Source organism: Nakamurella sp. PAMC28650, assembly GCF_014303395.1.
In the GTDB taxonomy this organism is placed as follows: Bacteria; Actinomycetota; Actinomycetes; order Mycobacteriales; family Nakamurellaceae; genus Nakamurella.
Genome location: NZ_CP060298.1, coordinates 5,583,707 through 5,602,239 on the forward strand (window position 1 = coordinate 5,583,707; position 18,533 = coordinate 5,602,239).

Sequence of the window (18,533 nt, forward strand, 5' to 3'; positions counted from 1 at the left end):
TCGGCACGGAGAAGGGAGGGTCCCCGCGGTGGCAGGAGCAGCGTCGTTCGAGGACTTCTTCCAACTCCAGCAGGCCGGGCTGGTCCGCTATGCGGCGCTATTGGCCGGATCGACCGCCCAGGGCGAGGATCTGGCCCAGGACGTGCTGGTCCGGATGTACCTGCGCTGGGACCGGTTGTCGACCGGTGAGGGCAACCTGCTGGCCTACGCGCGGCGGGCCATCACGAACGAGCACGTCTCCTGGCGCCGCCGCTGGAGCACCAGGCATGTACAGGCCGTCGGCGATCGACTGCCGGACACCCCGGTGAATCCTTGGACCGAAGGACCCGACGAAGAACTGTGGCGGCGCCTGCACGCTCTGCCCGCCCGCCCGAGGGCGGCCCTGATCATGCGCTTCTACCAGGACCTCACCGACGCCGAGATCGCCGACGCACTGGACTGCCGCGTAGGCACCGTGCGCTCGCACATCAGTCGCGGACTGGCCGCACTCCGCATCGACGCCCTGGCTCCGTCGGGGTCTTCGTCCGGCCCCCGCGACGCACCGGCCGTCTTCGCCGTCCGAGACGAGAAGGAACCACGAGATGAACGATAGCCAGGAACAGCTCCGCGAGATGCTCGTGCGTCGCGGCGATCGCGTCCATTCGAGCCTGACGGTCTCCGACATCAGGGATGCCGGGCTGCGCACGCACCGGCATCCGATGCGGCTGGCGGCGCCGCTACTGGTGGCGGCGTCCGTGGCCATCGTCGTCGTGGTGATCGCGTTCACCGGAGGGCAGAGCGCGCCCACCGTCCCGCCGGCAGGCCCGGGGCCGGGCAACAGCGTGACCAGCCCGAGCCACCCGGCCCGACCGACGACCACTGCGCCCGCGACAACCATCCCGACCAAGACCATCCCGACCAAGACCATCCCGACCACGGAGGCACCGACCCCGACCACCGCCGCGGTCCAGGTACCGGCCACGATCACCGTCACAGCGAGCAGACCTGCCGGGACGTCGACCGTCCGGGCCACCCCCTGAGGATCCACCCGAGATCGTGTCCGTGGCCACCCCCGCAACTCCCCAGGGCTGCAACAGAACCGGGCCGGGGGGCGTGTAGTCGGCAGGGGTCGCACCGGGCGAGTCCGCATCGCGCATTCATCACATCGAGCATCCATCACAGGGAGAGATCACCATGATCACCACGAGAACCAAGCTTGCCGCCGGCGGGGCCGCCCTGGTCGCCGGGGCAGGTCTGACCCTGGTCCTGTGGGCCGGGAACGCCGGAGCCACGGCGCCCGGTCACGCGCCGAACACCACCCCGGCCGGCGTCGTGGTGACCAGGTCGGCGGTGCCGGGGGCGGTGCCGAACAAGGTGGACCCGAAGGCGCCGCGCCCGACCGCGACGATCACCGCAACACCCGGCCCCGCGGTCCCGGGCGGTCCGGTGGTGACCAAATCGATCGCGCCGGGCGGGGTGGCGAGCAAGGTGGACCCGAAGGCGCCACGCCCGACCGCGACGATCACCGCAACACCCGGCCCCGCCGCACCGGGCGGTCAAAAGGCTGCGCCGGGCGGGAATTCCGGTGTCCAGACGATCATCGCGAAGGACGGGAGCAAGGTCACCGTTCCCCTCGAACAGGGGCCGCCCACCACCGTCTACCCGACCCCGGTGGCGCCCGCCACCAGATAAGGACGGCTTTCCGGCCAGGTCGGCGGCGACGGGGCGACTCGCCGCCGCCGGCGACCTACCGGTCGGAACCCGGTGCCGGCACCGGCACCGGCACCGGTGAACAACGTCGGATCGATGCGGCCCTGGTGCGGGCGGCGGCATCGGCGGCGGCCGCGAAGGAGTCCGGGTCGGTCTGCTCCAGCAGGTCGTCGGCCGGCCGGTAGGCCCTCCAGCACAGGGTCCATCGGATCGAGTCCCGTTCGCGCGAGCATCGCGTCGGCTTCCACCGGGGCGGGCCGGTCCATCAACAGATCCTGGGTAGTTGCTCGCCGATCGGCAGATCCACCACCCGGTTGCCGCCCAGGGCCGTGCGCGCGACCACCATGCCGGCGTGTGCCGAACCGCACCGACCGATGACGGTGGCCTCCTTGCCGTTCTCGTGGGCCTGCATCGCCGACAGCACCCTCTCGGCGTCGGGCTGGGCGACGATCGCGATCAACTTGCCCTCGTTCGCCACCTGCAGAGGGTCAAGGCCCAGCAGGCTGCAGGCGTTCGCCACCAGCTCCGGAATGGGCAGATCCTTTTCCACCAGGTCGATTCCGACGCCGGAGGCCCTGGCGATCTCGTTGAGCGAGGCCGACACCCCGCCGCGGGTCGGATCACGCAGGACGTGGATGTCCGCACCGGTCGCGATCATCGCTGCCACCATCCCGTGCAACGGGGCACTGTCGGTCTCGATGCTGGTGCCGAACTCCAGCCCTTCCCGGCAACTCATGATCGCCACCCCGTGCAGCCCGATCGGCCCGCTGATCAGCACCACGTCGCCGACCGCGGCCCGGGTGGGCCGGATGTCGACGCCGTCGTCGATCACCCCGATTCCCGCGGTATTGATGAAGACGCCGTCCCCGTTTCCGGTGTCGACCACCTTGGTGTCGCCGGTGACCAGTTGCACGCCCGCTACCGCGGCGGCGTTGCCCATCGCCGTGGCGATCCGATTGATGTCGGTCAGCGCGGTGCCCTCCTCCAGGATGAAGGCGGTCGAGAGATAGAGAGGCCGGGCACCGGACATGGCCAGGTCGTTGACCGTTCCGTTGACGGCCAGGTCGCCGATGTTCCCCCCGGGGAAGAACATCGGCTTGACCACGTAGGAGTCGGTGGAGAACGCCAGCCGCCCGGCCGGGCGCGGCAGCACCGCGGAGTCGGCGAGCTCGGCGGCGGCAGCCGCACCGAAGGCCGGCAGGAACAGGTGCTCGATCAGCTCGCCGGACATCGCGCCACCGCCACCGTGCCCCATCACGATGTGCGGTGAGTCCCGGAGCGGGACCGGACAGGTCCAGCCGTCGAAATCCGGTGCAGCGTCGCGTCGTTCAGGCATGACTGGCCGCCGGGGTGAGCTCGAGACGACGGTAGAGGTAGTAGGCGGCGCACGCACCCTCGGAAGAGACCATGGTGGCGCCCAACGGATTGCGGGGAGTGCATTCCTTGCCGAAGGCTGCACATTCATGGGGCTTGATCAGCCCCTGCAGCACCTCGCCGGACCGGCAGAGCGTCGATTCCTCCGTCTTGATGTTGCGCACGTCGAATCGGTTCTCGGCGTCGAACGCGGCATATTTCGGTGCCAGCTGCCAGCCGCTGCCCGGAATCATCCCGATCCCCCGCCAGACCCGGTCCGTCCGTTCGAACACATCGTCCAGCATGGCCTGGGCGGCCGGGTTGCCCTCCTCGGTGACGGCGCGGGAGTAGGCGTTCTCGACCTCGTGTCGACCGGATTCCAGTTGCAGCACCGTCTTGCGGATCCCCTCCAGGATGTCCAGCGGCTCGAATCCGGTGACCACGATCGGCACCTCGTACTTCGCGGCCAGCGACGGGTACTCCCGCGTCCCCATCACGCTGCACACGTGCCCGGCCGCCAGGAAGGCCTGGACCCGGCAGGTCGGCGACTCCATGATCGCAGAGATGGCCGGGGGGACCAGCACGTGCGAGACCAGCAGCGAGAAGTTTTCGATACCAAGCCGTTTTGCCTGGTAGACCGTCATCGCATTGGCGGGGGCGGTGGTCTCGAAGCCGATGCCGAAGAAGACCACCTGACGGTCGGGGTTGTCCTTCGCGATCTTCAGCGCATCTAGCGGCGAGTAGACCACCCGGACGTCGCCGCCCAGACTCTTGACCCGGAACAGGTCGTCCTTGGATCCCGGCACCCGGAGCATGTCCCCGAAGGAGCAGAAGATGACCCCCGGCCGGGCCGCGATCGACAGCGCCCGGTCGATGATCTCCAGCGGGGTCACGCAGACCGGACACCCCGGGCCGTGGATCATCTCGATCTCGTCCGGCAGGAGCTGGTCGATGCCGTGCCGGATGATCGAGTGGGTCTGCCCGCCGCACACCTCCATGATCGCCCAGCGGCGGGTGGCGGCCGCCCGGATCCGATCCAGCAGATTGTGGGCCAGATCGGGATTGGAGAACTCCTCCAGGTATTTCATCGTCCTGCTCCGTTCGTCAGGGCGACGCCGCTGGTCGTCGGGTCCCCGCTCGGGCCGGCCGCTCTGGCGGCCAGCGCGAAGCCGTCCCCGAATTCCTCCGCCATGATGCCGAGCCTCTCGAATTCCGCCAGCGTGGCCAGCGCGGACTCCTCGTCCAGTTTCTGCAGTGCGAACCCCACGTGCACGATGACGTAGTCACCGACGGCGGCGTCGGGGACGTACTCCAGGCACACCTGCTTCACGACACCGCCGAAATCCACCTCTGACATCAGCGTGTCGTCAGCCTCGAACATCCTCAGGATGCGGCCCGGAACGGCTAGACACATGGTGGAACCCCTCTCTCGACATGCTGTGCGCCGGCGGCAGCCAGCTGACCCAGGGCCAGACCGCCGTCATTCGGCGGGACCCGACGATTGCGCAGGACGGTGAAACCGGCACGACGCAGTCGGTCGCAGGACGCACCCAGCAGCAGCGCGTTCTGGAACACGCCGCCCGACAGAGCAACGGTGGCCAGGCCGGTCGACTCGCGGGCCCGGTCGGCCAGGGTCACCACCAGATCGACGACCCCACGATGGAAACGCGCGCCGATGTCGCCGGCCGGCCGGCCGTCCAGCGCGTCGGCGGCGACGGCCCTGATCACCGGACCGCAGTCCACCACCAGCCCGTCGGCCCCGGTGGTGCCGGTCCCGCCGATGCCGAAGGCGTAGGCCATGGGCGACAGGCGGAACCGGTTGCGGGACAGCCCTTCCAGCTCGATGGCGGCCTGCGCCTCGTAGTCGGCCACCTGACGCACGCCCGCAATCGCGCTGACGGCGTCGAACAGTCGGCCCATGCTGGAGGTGGGAACGCATGCGAATCCGGTGTCGAGTTGGTGCCGGAGCACCCGGCGCTCCTCCGGCGGACAGTGCACCACACAGGCCAGATCCTGGTCCCACGGCACCCCGGCGGCCGTGAGATGCGACAGCGCCATCCGGTAGGGCCGCTCCACCGCTGCATCTCCGCCGGGCAGTGGCACGTACCCGAGATGGGCGAACCGGGAGAAGTCCTGATAGCGGGCGATCAACACCTCTCCGCCCCAGACCGCACCGTCGGAGCCGAAACCGGTTCCGTCGAATGCGATCCCGATGACCGGTTGATCGCCCCAGCCGTGCTCGGCCAGGACGGAGCAGATGTGCGCATGGTGATGTTGGACCTGCGACCGGTGCACGGGCTGACGATCGGCCCACGCGGTGCTCCGGTACCCGGGGTGACGGTCCGAGACCACCAGCCCCGGAACGACACCGGTCAGCATCTTCAGATGACCGGCGGTGACGCCGAGCGTCTCCAACGAGCGCACGTCGTCCATGTCCCCGATGTGCTGGCTCATCCAGGCGTACCCGCCGTCGGCGATGCAGCAGGTGTTCTTCAGGTCCGCGCCGACCGCCAGCATCGCCTCCACCGGGACCGGGAGCGCGATCGGCAGTGGCGCATAGCCTCTGGACCGGCGGATGGGTTGCGGTCCGCCGTCCACGACACGGGCCACGGAGTCGTCGCACGGTACGTGGATCGGGCGATCATGACGCAACCAGCCGTCGACGATCGGGCCGAGCAGCTCCACGGCGTCCTCGTCGTCGGTGATGATCGGCTCGCCCGACATGTTCCCCGAGGTCATCACCAGGACCACCGGGGAAGGCGCATCGCCGGGCAGGCCGAACAGCAGGGCGTGCACAGGCGTGTACGGCAGCAGCACGCCCAGGTCCGGGTTGCCCGGGGCCACCGAGACGGCGACCCTGACCGGTCCGTCGGCGCGCGTGGACAGCAACACGATCGGCCGGGCCCGGCTCTCCAGCAGCGCGGCCTCCTCCAGCGTCAGGTCGGCGACCATCGCCGCGGTGCTCAGGTCGGGGACCATCACAGCGAAGGGCTTGTCACCGCGCTTCTTTCGTCGGCGGAGTTCGGCCACGGCCCGATCGTCACCGGCATCGCAGACCAGGTGGTAGCCACCCAGACCCTTGACCGCGAGGATGCGGCCGGCCGAGAGCGCCGCCCGGGCTGCAGCCATCGCCGCCTCGTCGGTCGTCGCGGGCTCCCCCGGCACCAGGAACTGCAGTCGCGGCCCGCACTCCCGGCAGGCGATCGGCTGTGCGTGGAACCGGCGATCGGCGGGATCGTTGTACTCCGCGAGGCAGGCCGGGCACATCTGGAACCCGGCCATCGTGGTGCTGGCGCGGTCGTACGGGAGCGAGGTGATGACGGTGAACCGCGGCCCGCAGTTGGTGCAGGTGATGAACGGGTGCCGGTATCGCCGGTCCGCCGGATCGCCCATCTCGGCGAGGCAGTCACGGCAGGTGGCCACGTCGGGGGACGCCAGAGTGCGACCCGCCGAACCGGCCGCGGTCGCGCCGATGTGGAACCCGGTGCCGCCCCGGACCGGGATGTCGGATGTCTCGACCCGGTCCACGACGGCCAGCGGTGGGGGCCGGCGGCGCAGACGCACCAGGAATTCCTCGACGGCCGCCGGATCGCCCTCGAGTTCGATCAGCACCCCGGCGCTGTCGTTGATCACCGATCCGGCCAGGTGGAACTCCATCGCGGTGGCGTACACGAAAGGTCGGAACCCGACGCCCTGGACGAGGCCCGACACGCGGATCCGGCGCCGGCACCGCAGAGAAGAGCTGCGCAGCATCGATCCACCCGTCGCCCCGACGGCCGGATCAGGCACGTACGGCAGGCAGATCCGCCGCTGCGCCCCGTCGAAGTCGACGACCGCCATGGGTGCACCACCCTCGTGGAAACCTGCTGGATCCGTCCCGGGACTACTGCACATCATGCTCTTCACCTTTCCGCTCCCCGACGACGACCCGGGTGGTTGCCGGTGTCCACCGCCGCCGGGCGCCGGCCGGGAGGCAGGAGTGGTTCACTGTGCTCGTCTTCGCGGAGAATGCCGAGGTTCTTCCGCCGCATCCACCGCCGCCGGCGATCCGAAGGAGAGACCGTGAAAGGTCCATCGAAGCCGCGGTTCATCCATGCATGAGCTGTCCATCTGCAGCTCCATCGCGAAGATCGTGAACCGATCCGCGAACGGACGGCCGGTGCGGACCATTCATCTCCAGGTCGGGCAACTCCGGCAGATCGTCCCGGAGACTCTCGTCTACTGCTGGGGTCTCGTGACTGCTGACACGGTCCTCGACGGGTCCATCCTCGAGGTGGACCGCATTGCCGCCGTGGTCACCTGCCAGTCGTGCGGGCAGATCCGGGAGGTGGGCGCCCACCCGAATTTCAGCTGCACGGGCTGCGGGGGCACGCACGTCGAGGTAACGTCCGGCGAAGAATTCCTGATCACGACGCTCGACCTCGCGGAGGTGCAGGAACATGGGTAGATTCCACCGGCACGACGACGGAACGACCCACGAGCACGCGGACGAACAATCACACGGGCACGACGAGCCCAGCGGGTCGGCTGTTCATCCACCGGATCACGGTCAGGCGCGGGGGCCGTCGAAGGGCCGGGAGTTGGGTGATCACAGCGGTTATCGGACCGGGGGCGAGCGGATCGACGTCCTGGAGCGGATCTTCGACGAGAACGACCGGACCGCGGACGCCAACCGGAGCGATTTCGCCGAGCACGGGGTCTGCACGATCAACCTGATGTCGTCCCCGGGGGCGGGCAAGACCACGTTGCTGCGCGAAACCCTTCTCCGGATCAGCGGTACCGCCAGGATGGGGATCATCGAGGGCGACATCGAGACGAGCCTGGACGCCGATCGTCTGGCCGGGCTGGGCGCCGAGATCACCCTGATCAACACCGGCAACGGCTTCGGCGGCGAATGCCACCTCGACGCGCCGATGGTGCGGTCCGCCGTAAAGCGCCTCCCGCTGGACGATCTGGACGTCGTCCTCATCGAGAACGTCGGCAACCTCGTCTGCCCGGCCGAGTTCGACGTCGGCGAACACGCCAGGGCGATGATCTACTCGATCACCGAGGGGGAGGAGAAGCCGCTCAAGTACCCGGTGATGTTCCGCTCCGTGGATCTGGTGGTGATCAACAAGATCGACCTGCTGCCGCACCTCGATTTCGATCTCGGCCTCTTCCGCGCGAACCTGCGGCAGATCAACCCGCACGTGGCGACCATCGAGGTGAGTGCACGGACCGGCGACGGCGTGGACGAGTGGTGCCGCTGGATCACCGACACCTGGACCGGCGCCACCGCATCCCTGGCCGGCCATCCCGCGCACCGCTGACCGAGGCCGACCCTGATTGCCGCTCCCCTGTCCCACGTCCCCGCCGCTGCGCCACGTCTCCACTCGTATGACGGACACCACGCGGCACCGGCACCGGTATGACCCCCGCTGCGCCGGTAGCACTGCGGGCGGTACTACCGGTGCAGCCGCGGTACTACCGGTGCAGTCCCGGTACTACCGGTGCAGTCCCGGTACTACCGGTGCAGTCCCGGTACTACCGGTGTTGCGCGACGACCCGCTCGGGGACGGTGTAGTCCGCGAGCGGATACATCGTGGTGGCGCTGCCCCCGCGCATCGACCGGACCTCGCCGTCGGAGCCGAAGGTGAATCGATAGTGCTCGCCGTAGGACTCGAACCCGGCACCTCCCGCGACCCGCAGGGTGTGATCGTCGACGAAGACCAGTTCGGCTGCTTCAGCGGTGGGATCGACTGCGGTGGGATGGATCTGGTAGAGCCGGCCACCGAGCAACGCGATGTCGATCACTCCCCAGAGCGATGCATAGCGACCGGCGAAACGGCCGAGACCGATGCCGTCACCACGCGGCTTTCTGCCGGCGAGGTCGATCAGCTTGACGCAGGCGTGGGCCAGGGCCTCGGCCGGTCCGTCGATGCAGTTGGTGAGCACCGAAACGGCAAGTCCCGCATGGGTATCAGCCACCGAGTTGGTGATGTGGCCCGGGTAACCTCCGCCGTGACCGATCATCTCGCGCTCGCCCACCTGGGTCACCGCCAGTCCGAGACCGTACTGCGTCTCCCCCGACTCGACCTTCCAGGCCGGATGCTGCATCTGCCGCTTGCCTGCGTCGGACAGCAACCGCTCGTCGCCGAAGAAATGGGCGGAGAAATAGGTCACCAGATCGCTCGCGGTGGCAAAGAACCCGGTGGCCGCCGCCATCGCCCTGGTATCGACATGGTCGATGGGCGAACGCTTCCGGGCGTACGCCAGGGAGGTGTATCCGGCGGCGTATTCGTTCGAGCGGTGTGGGTCGTACTCGGGTCCGACGTCCTGCAGACCGAGCCGGTCGATGATTCCGGACGTCACCGCGTCCGCGTAGGACGTGCCGGCGACGGCTTCGATGATCAGGCCCAGGAGCGAATAGGCGATGTTGGAATACTTGAACCGCTCGTTGGCCGGGATCACCGGTGCGGCCGGATCGAGCAGGATCTCCTGCAGTCGCTCCGCATCCGGGAAGGGGCCGACCAGCTGCCAGAAGTCACCGTTCAGGCTGTCCCGGTAGAGACCGGAGGCATGCTCCAGCAGCTCGCGCACGGTCCGGGTGCCTGCCACGGTGCCGGCCAGCGAATCGACGTGGGCCGCGGCGCTGTCGTCCAGCCTGAGCCGTCCCGCCTCGACGAGCCGCAGGATCAGGGTCGCGGTGAACGTCTTGGAATGCGAGGCGATCCGGAACAGGTGGGACGTCGTCAGCGGGACATCGGCCTCCACGTCGGCCTGGCCGTGCGCGGTGGACAGGGCGACACCGCCGCCGGTGAACACGGCGGCCTGGACTCCGGGGATCCGCCCGAAGACCTGCCGGAACTCGAGATAGGAATCGAAGTAGGCCAGCGCCTCGGCGATGGACTCCTGGTCGGGCAGCGGTTTCGTCTCGTTCATCACGTCATCATCCCCGACGCCGGCCGTGCCGGGCCCGGCACGGCCGACTCGAGGGCGCGTCCGCAGTTCGAGTCCTTTCGAACAGGCCTCGACGGAGCTCCCGGCGGCCCTGGTCGGCCGGCGGGAGCAATCGGTGGGCATCGACGAACCGCCTACCGCACCAGCAGTCGGCGCCGTCGGGCACCGGCCCACGGCACCACCTGACCGGCGCGCACCCCCCAGGGAACCGAGGATCCCGCGCTGCAGGCCCGTTGTTGGTTGCAGAGCCTCACGGTCCCAGAGAGGGAATCGCCGGCCGCGCGGCCTGTCAAGGTGGAGGGATGACGAACGCAGTGGTGGTCGGCAGCGGGCCCAACGGACTGGCGGCCGCACTGGTCCTGGCCGCCGCCGGCGTGCAGGTGCAGGTGGTGGAGGCCGCCGACACCCTCGGTGGCGGCGTTCGCAGCAGCGAACTGACGCTGCCCGGTCTCGTTCACGACGAGTGCTCGGGGTTCCACCCGCTGGCCCTGGACACTCCGTTCTCGCGGCAGTTCGACCTGACCGCTCACGGGCTCTCCTGGCGGTGGCCCGAGGTTCAGTACAGCCATCCGCTCGACGGCGGGCGCGGCGCCGCAGCATGGCGATCGGTGCCGGACACGGCGGCGGCCCTCGGTAGCGACGGGCCGCGATGGACGTCGCTGTTCGGAGCCCTGTCCGATCGTTTCGACGTAATCGCCGAGGACTTCCTCCGGCCGATGCTGCACGTACCCGCGCACCCGCTGCAACTGGCCAGATTCGGCGCGTACGCGGCGCTGCCGACCGGGTGGCTGGCTCGGCGCTGGTCCACCGACGAGGCCCGCGCGCTCGTCGCAGGCGTTGCGGCCCATGCGTTCCGGCCGTTCGACTCGCCGATGTCCGCCGCCATCGGGCTCGCCCTGGGTACCGCTGCGCACCGCTACGGATGGCCCGTCGCCGCAGGCGGTTCCGGAGCCATCGCCGCGGCGCAGGTGTCGATGCTGACCAGCCTGGGAGCGACGTTCCTGACGGGCACGTCTGTCACGTCGTTGGCCGAGTTGGGCTCGCCGGACATCGTGATGCTCGACGTCGCGCCGGCAGCGGCGGCCCGCATCGCGGGCGACACCATGCCGCCGCGGATCATCCGGTCGCTGAACAGGTTTCGCCACGGGCCGGGGTCCTTCAAGGTCGACTTCGCCGTCGCGCAGGGGGTGCCCTGGACACACGAACCGTCACGTCGCGCCGGGACGGTGCACGTGGGTGGCAGCCTGTCGGAGATCGCCCTGGTGGAGAAGATGGTCAATCGCGGGCGGATGCCCGAGCGGCCGTTCGTGCTCGTCGGACAGCAGTACGTCGCCGACGGCTCGCGCTCCCGCGACGACGTGCATCCGCTCTACGCCTACGCGCACGTTCCGTCCGGGTACACCGGGGACGCCACCGCGGCGATCGAAGCGCAGATCGAGAGGTTCGCCCCGGGCTTCCGCGACCGGATCCTGGCCCGGCACGTCCGATCGACGACTCAGATGGCCCAGTACAACGCCAACTACGTCGGCGGTGACATCGTCACCGGCGCGAACACGCCGTGGCAGTTGGTGTTCCGGCCCCGGACCACCCTGGATCCGTACAGCCTGGGCCTCCCGGGCGTGTACCTGTGCTCGGCCGCGACTCCCCCGGGAGCCGGCGCGCACGGGATGTGCGGGTTCAACGCCGCCCATTCCGCCCTCCGTCGACTCGGTGCCTGAGAAGTCACTCGGTACCTGAGGAGTCAACGGTCCGGATCGAGATTCACAAGCCGCCAGGAGACTTGGAAGTCCGCACGACCGGTATCACGCGTCCGGAAACGGCCCCTGTGTCCAGATTGTGATGAATTTCGCTGACCTGTACGAGCTAACTCTGCAATCCTGTGGCTCTCATCGGAGCGAGCCGACGACTGAAGTGGACGGGCGATGTGGACAGGCCGGGTGGACGGGCGAAGTGGACGGGACCTCACGGTGACACGTCGCATGCTGCGACTGGTGCTGGTCGCAATACTCGGCATGCTGGCTCTGGCTGCCTGCGCTTCGGACAGCGCTTCGACCAGTTAGGCGGCTACCTCCTCGACCTCCTCGACGTCGGGGCCGGCGGCTTCCGCTCCGGGTGTCCCGGCACCGGCTTTCTGCGCTGATGCCCCCGCCGAATCCGCCCTGGCGGCCGCCAACTTCCTGGCCCAGCACCACCAGTCGACCGCTGCCGTTAATCTGCTGACCAAACTGCTTGCCTCGCAGGGTATCTCGAGCCGCGAGCGCGATTGCGCCGGGCAGGCCCTCGCCGCGTTGGCGCTGGCCACGCCGAGGGCCACCCCCAACGACGTCCAGTCGGCCTCCTCCGATTGGGACGCCTTCGACGCCCGATGGGTTGCCCCGGGCGCCCGCATCCTGGGCCCGTTCGCTGTGGCCCTCGTGCTGATCCTGCTGCTGGCCAGGGTGCTGACCCGCATCGCCGTCCGCCCCGACACTCCGGGGCCGTCCTGGAATTCGTTACCGACCAGAACCGTCTTCTTCTGGTGCTACTGGCTGTTGGGCGTCGGTTCCGTCCTGTACGCGAGTTGGCTCGCCAGCGCCGGCGTGGCGCACGCGGCGTTCTGGGCGCACCCGCCGCCCGCGCTGACGGATCGAAGCATCGCCGCCTACGTCGCAGGGCTGTTCGCCACGGCACTGTTCACGCTGGGCTGCCAATGGCGGGGGAAGACCCGCGACGCGGTACTGGACGGCGTCGCCGCCACGGCCGTGGTGGCCGTGACGCTGCTCGCGACGAGCATCCCGCTGGTGGCCACGCCACCGAGCGACGCCCGCCAGTGGGCGCCGACGCTCGCGCATGCTCTTGCCTTCGCGCTGCTGGGAGGCTGGATCATCGCGCGTATCCGCGGCGTGCAGATCGGTACCATGATCATCGGTGCCGGCCCGGACAGGGCCCCGAACAACGCTGTGGGACAACTGATCCGCAGCCGGCTGTCCGGCTTGGCCTCCGGCGGCCCGAGGGGTGTCCAGGTGCCGACGCAGACCGACGTGTCCGCCCTGCAGAAGGATGCGATCGCACTGCTCCCTGACGGAGCGTTGGCCAAGACCGCGACCCTGCTGGTCCAGCTGTTCCTGCCGGCGACACCATGGTTGCTGACGATCAGTCAGATCGACGACCTGGCGTTGGAGGTGAGTCTGACCCGCAACGGATCTCTCATCGCCGCACAGCTCATCCAGCCGGCGACCATCGGTTTCCCCGCGACCGCCGGAACCCGGGCCGACGTGTCGGCACCCGCGGCCGGTGACGGCGCCATCATCGGCGATCTCTACACCGCCGCCGCCGCCTTCGTGTTGATCGAACTGTCCACCCGATACCGCTATCTGCAGCCCGGCCTGAACGGGGCGACCCGCTGGCGCAGCGTCGCCGCGCAGGTGATCGCCACCAGCGCCAAGCCGGCGAAGTCGCACGACCTGAAAGTCCGACTGCTGACACGAGCGGTGGCCAACGACGGTCAGAACGCCTCAGCCCGTTTGGCTTACCTGTTCGAACTCCACGGTCGGGACATCGATGGGAGCGAAGGGTTCGTCGAACGCCTGGAGGAACTGCGGACCCAACTGGACGCCGAGGTGGTCCGCGCCGATGCCGGCCGGCCGCGCAGCGCCATTCTGCTTCGGGTGTACCTCAATCTGGTGGTCGGCTGGGCCAACGTTGCCGCGGTAAGGGCAGACCGCACGGTGGACGGGCCAGACCCTGACCAGGCCTGGGCCATCGCGGCGGCGGACTGCGGGAAACTTCAATCCTGGCTGCGCACCATCAAGTCGCCCGGTCTCCCGGCTCGGCTGTTCACCCGGATCCTGGACGTGCAGCAACTGGGCAGCGACATCGGTGACGTGCTCGACCCGGTCAGCGTCTACCTGCGCAACTCACAGCAGGCCGGCGACCTCCGTCCCACCGATGGTCTGCGCGCCGGCACCACTTCCGCCGGCGATCACCACGCCCTGGCCGACACCGACGGCAACCCGGTCGAGATCGTCGCGACCGGAAAGCGCCTCCCCTGGCCGACGGTGGAGCCTCGACCGAACGGGCTGACGGCGTACTACGAGTGGGCCTGCGCGCAGGCGGCACTGCGGACCGGCAGCGGGGCCGACTGTGCGCTGGCGTACCTGGAGATGGCCGCGACCGATGAGTCGTACCGGGTCTGGGCCAGGCGCGATCCGTCGTTCAATTGGATGCGTCAATCCGGTCCACCGGGGTCGCAGACCATTGCCGCGAAGTTCCGCGCCATCGTGTGCGATCCGATTCCGGGATTTCTGGCGCTGGAGCCGCTCGCCGACCACGCGAAGGCACTCGCCGCGATCGGCATCAATGGGCCAGCGGATCTGCTGCGGCGTTCGCCACATTGGCTGGCCCGGCAGGTGTGCGTCTCCAGCGGCGTCAGCCAATTCTGGTGCGGCCTGGCCGATCTCGCCCTCATGCGGGCAGCCCGCGACGACGCGACCATCACCATCGAGTCCGCACGGTGGCTGTATCTGCTGTTAGGGACGAGCATCACTTCCAGGTCCGCATTGCTGGAACGTCTCGTCGCGCCCATCGACGACTCGGCGGCGAAGTTGCAGCACGACCTGGCCAGCATTGCGTTGGACTACGACGTGGTCACGCCGACGGTTCAGCAGGTTCGGAGCTGGGCTGGCTTCGCCCGGCCGTTCTTCTGAGGCAGATCTGGATCGAGCGGGGGGCCCCGACCCGACGAATCGAGCTCAGAAGGGATCGGAGCTCGCCGCTCGATCAGCAGATGAGCCGCCGAGGGGACTTGAACCCCTAACCCCCGCATTACAAGTGCGGTGCGCTACCAATTGCGCCACGGCGGCAGGCCGGAGCGAACTCCGGACGACAGCCCCAGCTTAACCGCGGGCGGGCCGGGCCGGATCACCTGCGGGGAGCCGGCCGTCAGGCGCTGACGTGCTCCGGGATCGAGTGGGAGACCGACTGTTCGAAGCGACCCGCCACCGTCATCAGGATGGCGCGACATTCGAGGGGACTGACGCCCATCAGGGCCGACAGCGCCACGATCGCGCCGGGATCCAGCGTCATCACGCCGCCGGAGGGCTGACGGATTCCGTGCTGCAACTCGATCCACCGCCGGACCGGGCCCAGCCTGGCATCGCCGTTCTCCCTGATCTCCTCGATGTCGATGGTGATCGGACTGCTGCCGTCGGCGTCCTGTCGGTGTCCTATGCCGCGCTCGGCGCTGGCCACCAGGTTGCCGATGTTCTCACCGAGCGCCTTGGCGATCACCCACAGCACGTCGACCCGCAGGGACCGATGACCGGTCTCGTAGTTGGCCAGCGCCGCCTTGGAGATCAGCCCACCGGTGCGCGCGGCCACCTGGGCCTGGGTGAGCTTCTGCCGCCGACGTGAGTCGCGCAGGAGTCGGCAGACCGCCGCCGCGAACATCTCCTTCGACCACGAGTCGACGGCCTGGCTCATTGTGTGTCTCCGATGCTTGTCGCTCGACCCGCTTGTCACGCACCGCGCCCGGCTCGGGAAATCACCAACCCGAAGAGAGCTGATGCAAAAATACCCGACGGATACCCGTTCGGATGACCGGAGGAGCTCCGATCTGGCCGAAAGAGGGGCCCAGTGGTCGCCCTACGTAGCGACAATTGATCTAAGCACACCGGCCTAGACATATGCACCCTTTCGGAGCAGTGACGTTTCCCCTACGGCTACCGTGTGTAGGTCTCGGAGCCATACGACACTATCGATCGCCGCAAGCAGCCCATATGGCGCAGTTGTCGGTCACCCGCCGGCGTCGCTGCGCGCATTTTGTCCGTCTCATCCTCAGACGGGAGTGAACAGCGACTTGGCGAACCAGTCGCCGGCCTCCGCGACGCCGGGCGGGCAGGCCCAGATTCCTCCGCCGATGTGCGCGATGTACTCGTTCATCAGGTCGGAGGACCCCAGTCTGGCCTGCAGCACCTTGAACTGGAGGTGCGGATTGCGCTGGTAGGCGATGAAGAACAGGCCGGCCGCCAACTTCCCGGTCTGCGGATCCTGACCGTCGGTGTAGTTGTAGCCACGACGCAGGATGCGCACCCCGCCGTTCTCCTCGGGCGAGGCCAACCGCACATGGGAGGCCGGATCGATCACCGGAGTGCCGTCCGCGTCCGCCTTGTCGAAGGCGATCGGGGTGAACTCCGTACCCCCGGTCAGCGGATCGCCTCGCACCTTGGTCCGGCCGAAGATCTTCTCCTGGTCCGACAGTTCGTCGGTGTCCCAGGACTCGATCTCCATCCTGATCTTCCGGGCGACCAGGTACGACCCGCCCCGCATCCAGGCCTGGTCCGTCTTCCGGCCCACCCAGACATGGTCGGACGTGGCACTCACGTCATCGGCGTGGATGTTGTTGGTGCCGTCCTTGAAACCGAAGAGGTTACGGGGGGTGCTCTGCCCCGCACCGGTCGCCGAGGCGCGCCCGAAACCCAGCTGCGACCAGCGCAGCACTGCGGTCCCGCGCGCGGCGCGCACCATGTTGCGGATGGCGTGGAAGACCACCTGCGGGTCGTCGGCACAGGCCTGGATGCACAGGTCGCCGCCGGTCAGTTCGGGTTGCAGCACCGCATCGCCAGGAATGGTCCCCAACGGCGCCAGGGCAGCGGGCATCCGGCCGGCCAGACCGAACCTCTGGTCGAACAGCGAAGCACCGAGCCCGACGGTGATGGTGAGCGAATACGGCCCCGAATCCAGCACCTCTCCGGAATCGAAAGGCGGCTGCTCCGGCTTGTCCGGGGAGGAGCTCACCGTCTGACCAGAGGTGAATCTGGCCGCCATCGCCGCCCAACGACCCAGCAGCAACCGCAGATCCCGCGGATCGGTGCTGGTCATGTCCAGCGAAGCGAACATCAGCCGCTCCTGCTGGCCGGTGGTGATGCCGGCCTGCCGGGCACCGTAGAAGGGAACCGTCGACGCTGACCTGTCGGTCGTCGCTCCGCCCGATGCGGTGGTGCTGCCGGTGGCGACCGCGCCACCGGTGCCCGCTGCGGTCGCCGTCCGGACGCCGTAGCCGGCGGCTCCACCGGCCGCCAGTGCGACGGCCGCAGTTCCGAAGAACCTGCGCCGGCTCGGCCGGGGTGGGGTGCCGTCGGGGCCGCGGGACGGCGGGGTGACGCTGCTCGACATGTTCGCCTGGCGCTTCAAGTCCACGGTTATCTGGTGATCTTGGCCGAGACGGCCGACAGTGGCTCCTGGACTGCGAGCAGCGCGTCGGTCAGCTTCTTCTTGTCCGCCGCGGTGAGCTCCGGGTAGGGGGTCCAGCCGCCCAGTGCCTTGGCATCGCGGTAGGTGTCCAGCACTGCGACGAGGGCGTCGAACTTGGACGAGATCGTCGGGACCAGGGTGGGGTCGATCTGGTCGAGCGCCGGCTGCAGGGTGGCGAAGGCCTGCAACGAGCCCTCGACGTTCGCCTGGAAGTCCAGCAGGTCGATGCGGGAGTAGGCCTCCTCCTCGCCGGTGATCTTCGACTTGAGCACCTCGTCCAGCAGACCGGACGCGCCGTTGGCGATCTCGAACGGCTGATAGCCCTTCCCCGTCTTCGCCGTGGTGGCCTGGGACAGCGCCTTCGCCTTCACCTGGAGGTTCTTGACGTCCGTCAGCAGATCGGCTGCCAGCCCTTCGAGACCCCTGGTCGATTTCGTGACGAACAATCCCTTCTCGATCGGGTGGAACCCGGTCCACGCGGTGCCGGCCTCGACATCACCGATCCGCAGGTCGATGGCGGAATCGAGATCGGGGAACGACTCGGCGACCGGCTCGATGCGCTCGTAGAAGGGACGGGCCCTGGCGTAGGCGGCCTGTGCCGCAGCCAGGTCGCCGGCCTTGATCGCCGTCACCAACTCCTGGACGGGCGGGATGAGGAATTCGATCTGGTTGTCGACGTAGGTCGAGTAGTGCACGGTGGCGGTCTGCAGCAGCGTCGCGGTGCTACCGGTTGCGACGTCCGCCGCCTGGCCGGTCACGGTGAACGGGATCTTCTCGGTTGCGCCGCCCGGGCAGTAGATCTGGTAGGAACCGCCGTCCACCGTGACCGAGAAGGTGGAGTCGAAGCCCGGCGTCAGGTTCTCCCGCTCGCCGAGGATGCGCTGGTCGGAGAGGAGCTCCAATTCGGTGATCCCGGTGGCGTCGATGTTCTTGACGGTGAAGGTGACGGCTCCGGCCACGACCGTGTCGGGGGAAGCGATGCAGCCCTTGGCATCTGTGATCGTGATGGCGACGCTCGCGGGGCCGCCCGGCGTGGCCGCCGATGACCCAGGACTCGACGACCCTGCGCCTGACGCGGCTGCTCCGGACGCGGCTGCGCCAGCCGGGGCCGCGACCGAAGAGGATGCACCGGCAGAGGATGCGACGGCAGAGGATGCGACGCCGGACGCTGCCGGGCCGGAGGGCGAACCGGTGGCCACGGACTTCGCGGCGCAGCCCGACAGCAGCAGCGCTCCGGCGGCCAGCAAACCCGTGGTCGCGGCAGATCGGCGGGCGCGGTCGCGTCGCAGGGTGAACATCACGGGGCTCCTACTGGGTCGGTG

Annotated in this window: 15 protein-coding genes and 1 tRNA gene; 7 read left to right on the forward strand and 9 right to left on the reverse strand. The window is 68.8% G+C overall.

From position 1 onward, the window contains the following. Nucleotides 1–28: 28 nt before the first annotated feature. From H7F38_RS25140 to H7F38_RS25150, 3 genes are all read left to right on the forward strand, one after another. A complete protein-coding gene (locus H7F38_RS25140) occupies nt 29–592 on the forward strand; it encodes a SigE family RNA polymerase sigma factor (protein ID WP_187092276.1) in 564 nt (187 codons plus the stop codon). After that, nucleotides 582–1,019, forward strand: a complete 438-nt coding sequence (locus H7F38_RS25145; RefSeq protein WP_187092277.1) for a hypothetical protein — start codon at nt 582–584, stop codon at nt 1,017–1,019. The genes H7F38_RS25140 and H7F38_RS25145 overlap by 11 nt, the downstream gene beginning before the upstream one ends. Before the next feature lie 154 nt (nt 1,020–1,173). Next, nucleotides 1,174–1,671, forward strand: coding sequence for a hypothetical protein (locus H7F38_RS25150; protein ID WP_187092278.1), 498 nt, complete (start codon nt 1,174–1,176; stop codon nt 1,669–1,671). A gap of 283 nt (nt 1,672–1,954) precedes the next feature. Here the strand turns inward: H7F38_RS25150 and hypE are convergent, their stop codons facing one another. Genes hypE through hypF form a run of 4 tightly spaced genes read right to left on the reverse strand, consistent with a single transcriptional unit; the run spans nt 1,955 to nt 6,795 of the window. Continuing rightward, on the reverse strand, nt 1,955–3,025 hold the full coding sequence (gene hypE, locus H7F38_RS25155) for a hydrogenase expression/formation protein HypE (protein WP_187092279.1): 1,071 nt from the start codon (nt 3,023–3,025) through the stop codon (nt 1,955–1,957). Continuing rightward, complete coding sequence (gene hypD / locus H7F38_RS25160) at nt 3,018–4,130, reverse strand: hydrogenase formation protein HypD (RefSeq protein ID WP_187092280.1); 1,113 nt, start codon at nt 4,128–4,130, stop codon at nt 3,018–3,020. Before hypD ends, hypE begins: the two co-directional genes overlap by 8 nt. Next, on the reverse strand, nt 4,127–4,456 hold the full coding sequence (locus tag H7F38_RS25165; protein ID WP_187092281.1) for a HypC/HybG/HupF family hydrogenase formation chaperone: 330 nt from the start codon (nt 4,454–4,456) through the stop codon (nt 4,127–4,129). The genes hypD and H7F38_RS25165 overlap by 4 nt, the downstream gene beginning before the upstream one ends. After that, the gene (gene hypF, locus H7F38_RS25170) at nt 4,447–6,795 is read right to left on the reverse strand and encodes a carbamoyltransferase HypF (RefSeq protein WP_187094986.1); all 2,349 of its coding nucleotides are present in this window, start codon (nt 6,793–6,795) and stop codon (nt 4,447–4,449) included. Before hypF ends, H7F38_RS25165 begins: the two co-directional genes overlap by 10 nt. Nucleotides 6,796–7,135: 340 nt before the next feature. Between hypF and H7F38_RS25175 the strand changes: the two genes are divergently transcribed. Then, entirely contained in the window at nt 7,136–7,489 is a 354-nt protein-coding gene (locus H7F38_RS25175; protein ID WP_187092282.1) for a hydrogenase maturation nickel metallochaperone HypA, read from the forward strand. Further along, nucleotides 7,482–8,351, forward strand: a complete 870-nt coding sequence (gene hypB, locus H7F38_RS25180) for a hydrogenase nickel incorporation protein HypB (protein WP_187092283.1) — start codon at nt 7,482–7,484, stop codon at nt 8,349–8,351. Before H7F38_RS25175 ends, hypB begins: the two co-directional genes overlap by 8 nt. A 214-nt stretch (nt 8,352–8,565) precedes the next feature. Here hypB and H7F38_RS25185 read toward each other — a convergent pair whose 3' ends face one another. Then, nucleotides 8,566–9,963 (reverse strand): serine hydrolase, encoded by a 1,398-nt coding sequence (locus tag H7F38_RS25185; RefSeq protein ID WP_187092284.1) that lies wholly within the window; start codon nt 9,961–9,963, stop codon nt 8,566–8,568. A gap of 320 nt (nt 9,964–10,283) precedes the next feature. Between H7F38_RS25185 and H7F38_RS25190 the strand changes: the two genes are divergently transcribed. Both H7F38_RS25190 and H7F38_RS25195 read left to right on the forward strand, forming a co-directional pair. Continuing rightward, a complete protein-coding gene (locus tag H7F38_RS25190; protein WP_187092285.1) occupies nt 10,284–11,699 on the forward strand; it encodes an NAD(P)/FAD-dependent oxidoreductase in 1,416 nt (471 codons plus the stop codon). A 570-nt stretch (nt 11,700–12,269) separates the two neighbouring features. After that, entirely contained in the window at nt 12,270–14,666 is a 2,397-nt protein-coding gene (locus tag H7F38_RS25195; RefSeq protein ID WP_187092286.1) for a hypothetical protein, read from the forward strand. A gap of 83 nt (nt 14,667–14,749) precedes the next feature. Here H7F38_RS25195 and H7F38_RS25200 read toward each other — a convergent pair. The 4 genes from H7F38_RS25200 to efeO all read right to left on the reverse strand — a co-directional run bounded on the left by H7F38_RS25200 (nt 14,750) and on the right by efeO (nt 18,509). Further along, a tRNA-Thr gene (locus tag H7F38_RS25200) sits at nt 14,750–14,822 on the reverse strand. 79 nt (nt 14,823–14,901) lie between these two features. Then, entirely contained in the window at nt 14,902–15,441 is a 540-nt protein-coding gene (locus tag H7F38_RS25205) for a helix-turn-helix domain-containing protein (RefSeq protein WP_187092287.1), read from the reverse strand. A gap of 354 nt (nt 15,442–15,795) precedes the next feature. Continuing rightward, nucleotides 15,796–17,133, reverse strand: a complete 1,338-nt coding sequence (gene efeB, locus H7F38_RS25210; RefSeq protein ID WP_187094987.1) for an iron uptake transporter deferrochelatase/peroxidase subunit — start codon at nt 17,131–17,133, stop codon at nt 15,796–15,798. 26 nt (nt 17,134–17,159) lie between these two features. Beyond that, nucleotides 17,160–18,509 carry an iron uptake system protein EfeO gene (gene efeO, locus H7F38_RS25215; RefSeq protein WP_187092288.1) on the reverse strand — a complete coding sequence of 450 codons (1,350 nt, stop codon included), beginning with the start codon at nt 18,507–18,509 and terminating at the stop codon, nt 17,160–17,162. Nucleotides 18,510–18,533 lie beyond the last annotated feature (24 nt).

Bases quoted from the DNA above. Each gene is read 5' to 3' on its own strand.
- H7F38_RS25145 (WP_187092277.1), top strand. From the start codon at position 582: ATGAACGATAGCCAGGAACAGCTCCGCGAGATGCTCGTGCGTCGCGGC.
- H7F38_RS25150 (WP_187092278.1), top strand. From the start codon at position 1,174: ATGATCACCACGAGAACCAAGCTTGCCGCCGGCGGGGCCGCCCTGGTC.
- hypE (WP_187092279.1), bottom strand. From the start codon at position 3,025: ATGCCTGAACGACGCGACGCTGCACCGGATTTCGACGGCTGGACCTGT.
- hypD (WP_187092280.1), bottom strand. From the start codon at position 4,130: ATGAAATACCTGGAGGAGTTCTCCAATCCCGATCTGGCCCACAATCTG.
- H7F38_RS25165 (WP_187092281.1), bottom strand. From the start codon at position 4,456: ATGTGTCTAGCCGTTCCGGGCCGCATCCTGAGGATGTTCGAGGCTGAC.
- hypF (WP_187094986.1), bottom strand. From the start codon at position 6,795: ATGCTGCGCAGCTCTTCTCTGCGGTGCCGGCGCCGGATCCGCGTGTCG.
- H7F38_RS25175 (WP_187092282.1), top strand. From the start codon at position 7,136: ATGCATGAGCTGTCCATCTGCAGCTCCATCGCGAAGATCGTGAACCGA.
- hypB (WP_187092283.1), top strand. From the start codon at position 7,482: ATGGGTAGATTCCACCGGCACGACGACGGAACGACCCACGAGCACGCG.
- H7F38_RS25185 (WP_187092284.1), bottom strand. From the start codon at position 9,963: ATGAACGAGACGAAACCGCTGCCCGACCAGGAGTCCATCGCCGAGGCG.
- H7F38_RS25190 (WP_187092285.1), top strand. From the start codon at position 10,284: ATGACGAACGCAGTGGTGGTCGGCAGCGGGCCCAACGGACTGGCGGCC.
- H7F38_RS25205 (WP_187092287.1), bottom strand. From the start codon at position 15,441: ATGAGCCAGGCCGTCGACTCGTGGTCGAAGGAGATGTTCGCGGCGGCG.
- efeB (WP_187094987.1), bottom strand. From the start codon at position 17,133: ATGTCGAGCAGCGTCACCCCGCCGTCCCGCGGCCCCGACGGCACCCCA.
- efeO (WP_187092288.1), bottom strand. From the start codon at position 18,509: ATGTTCACCCTGCGACGCGACCGCGCCCGCCGATCTGCCGCGACCACG.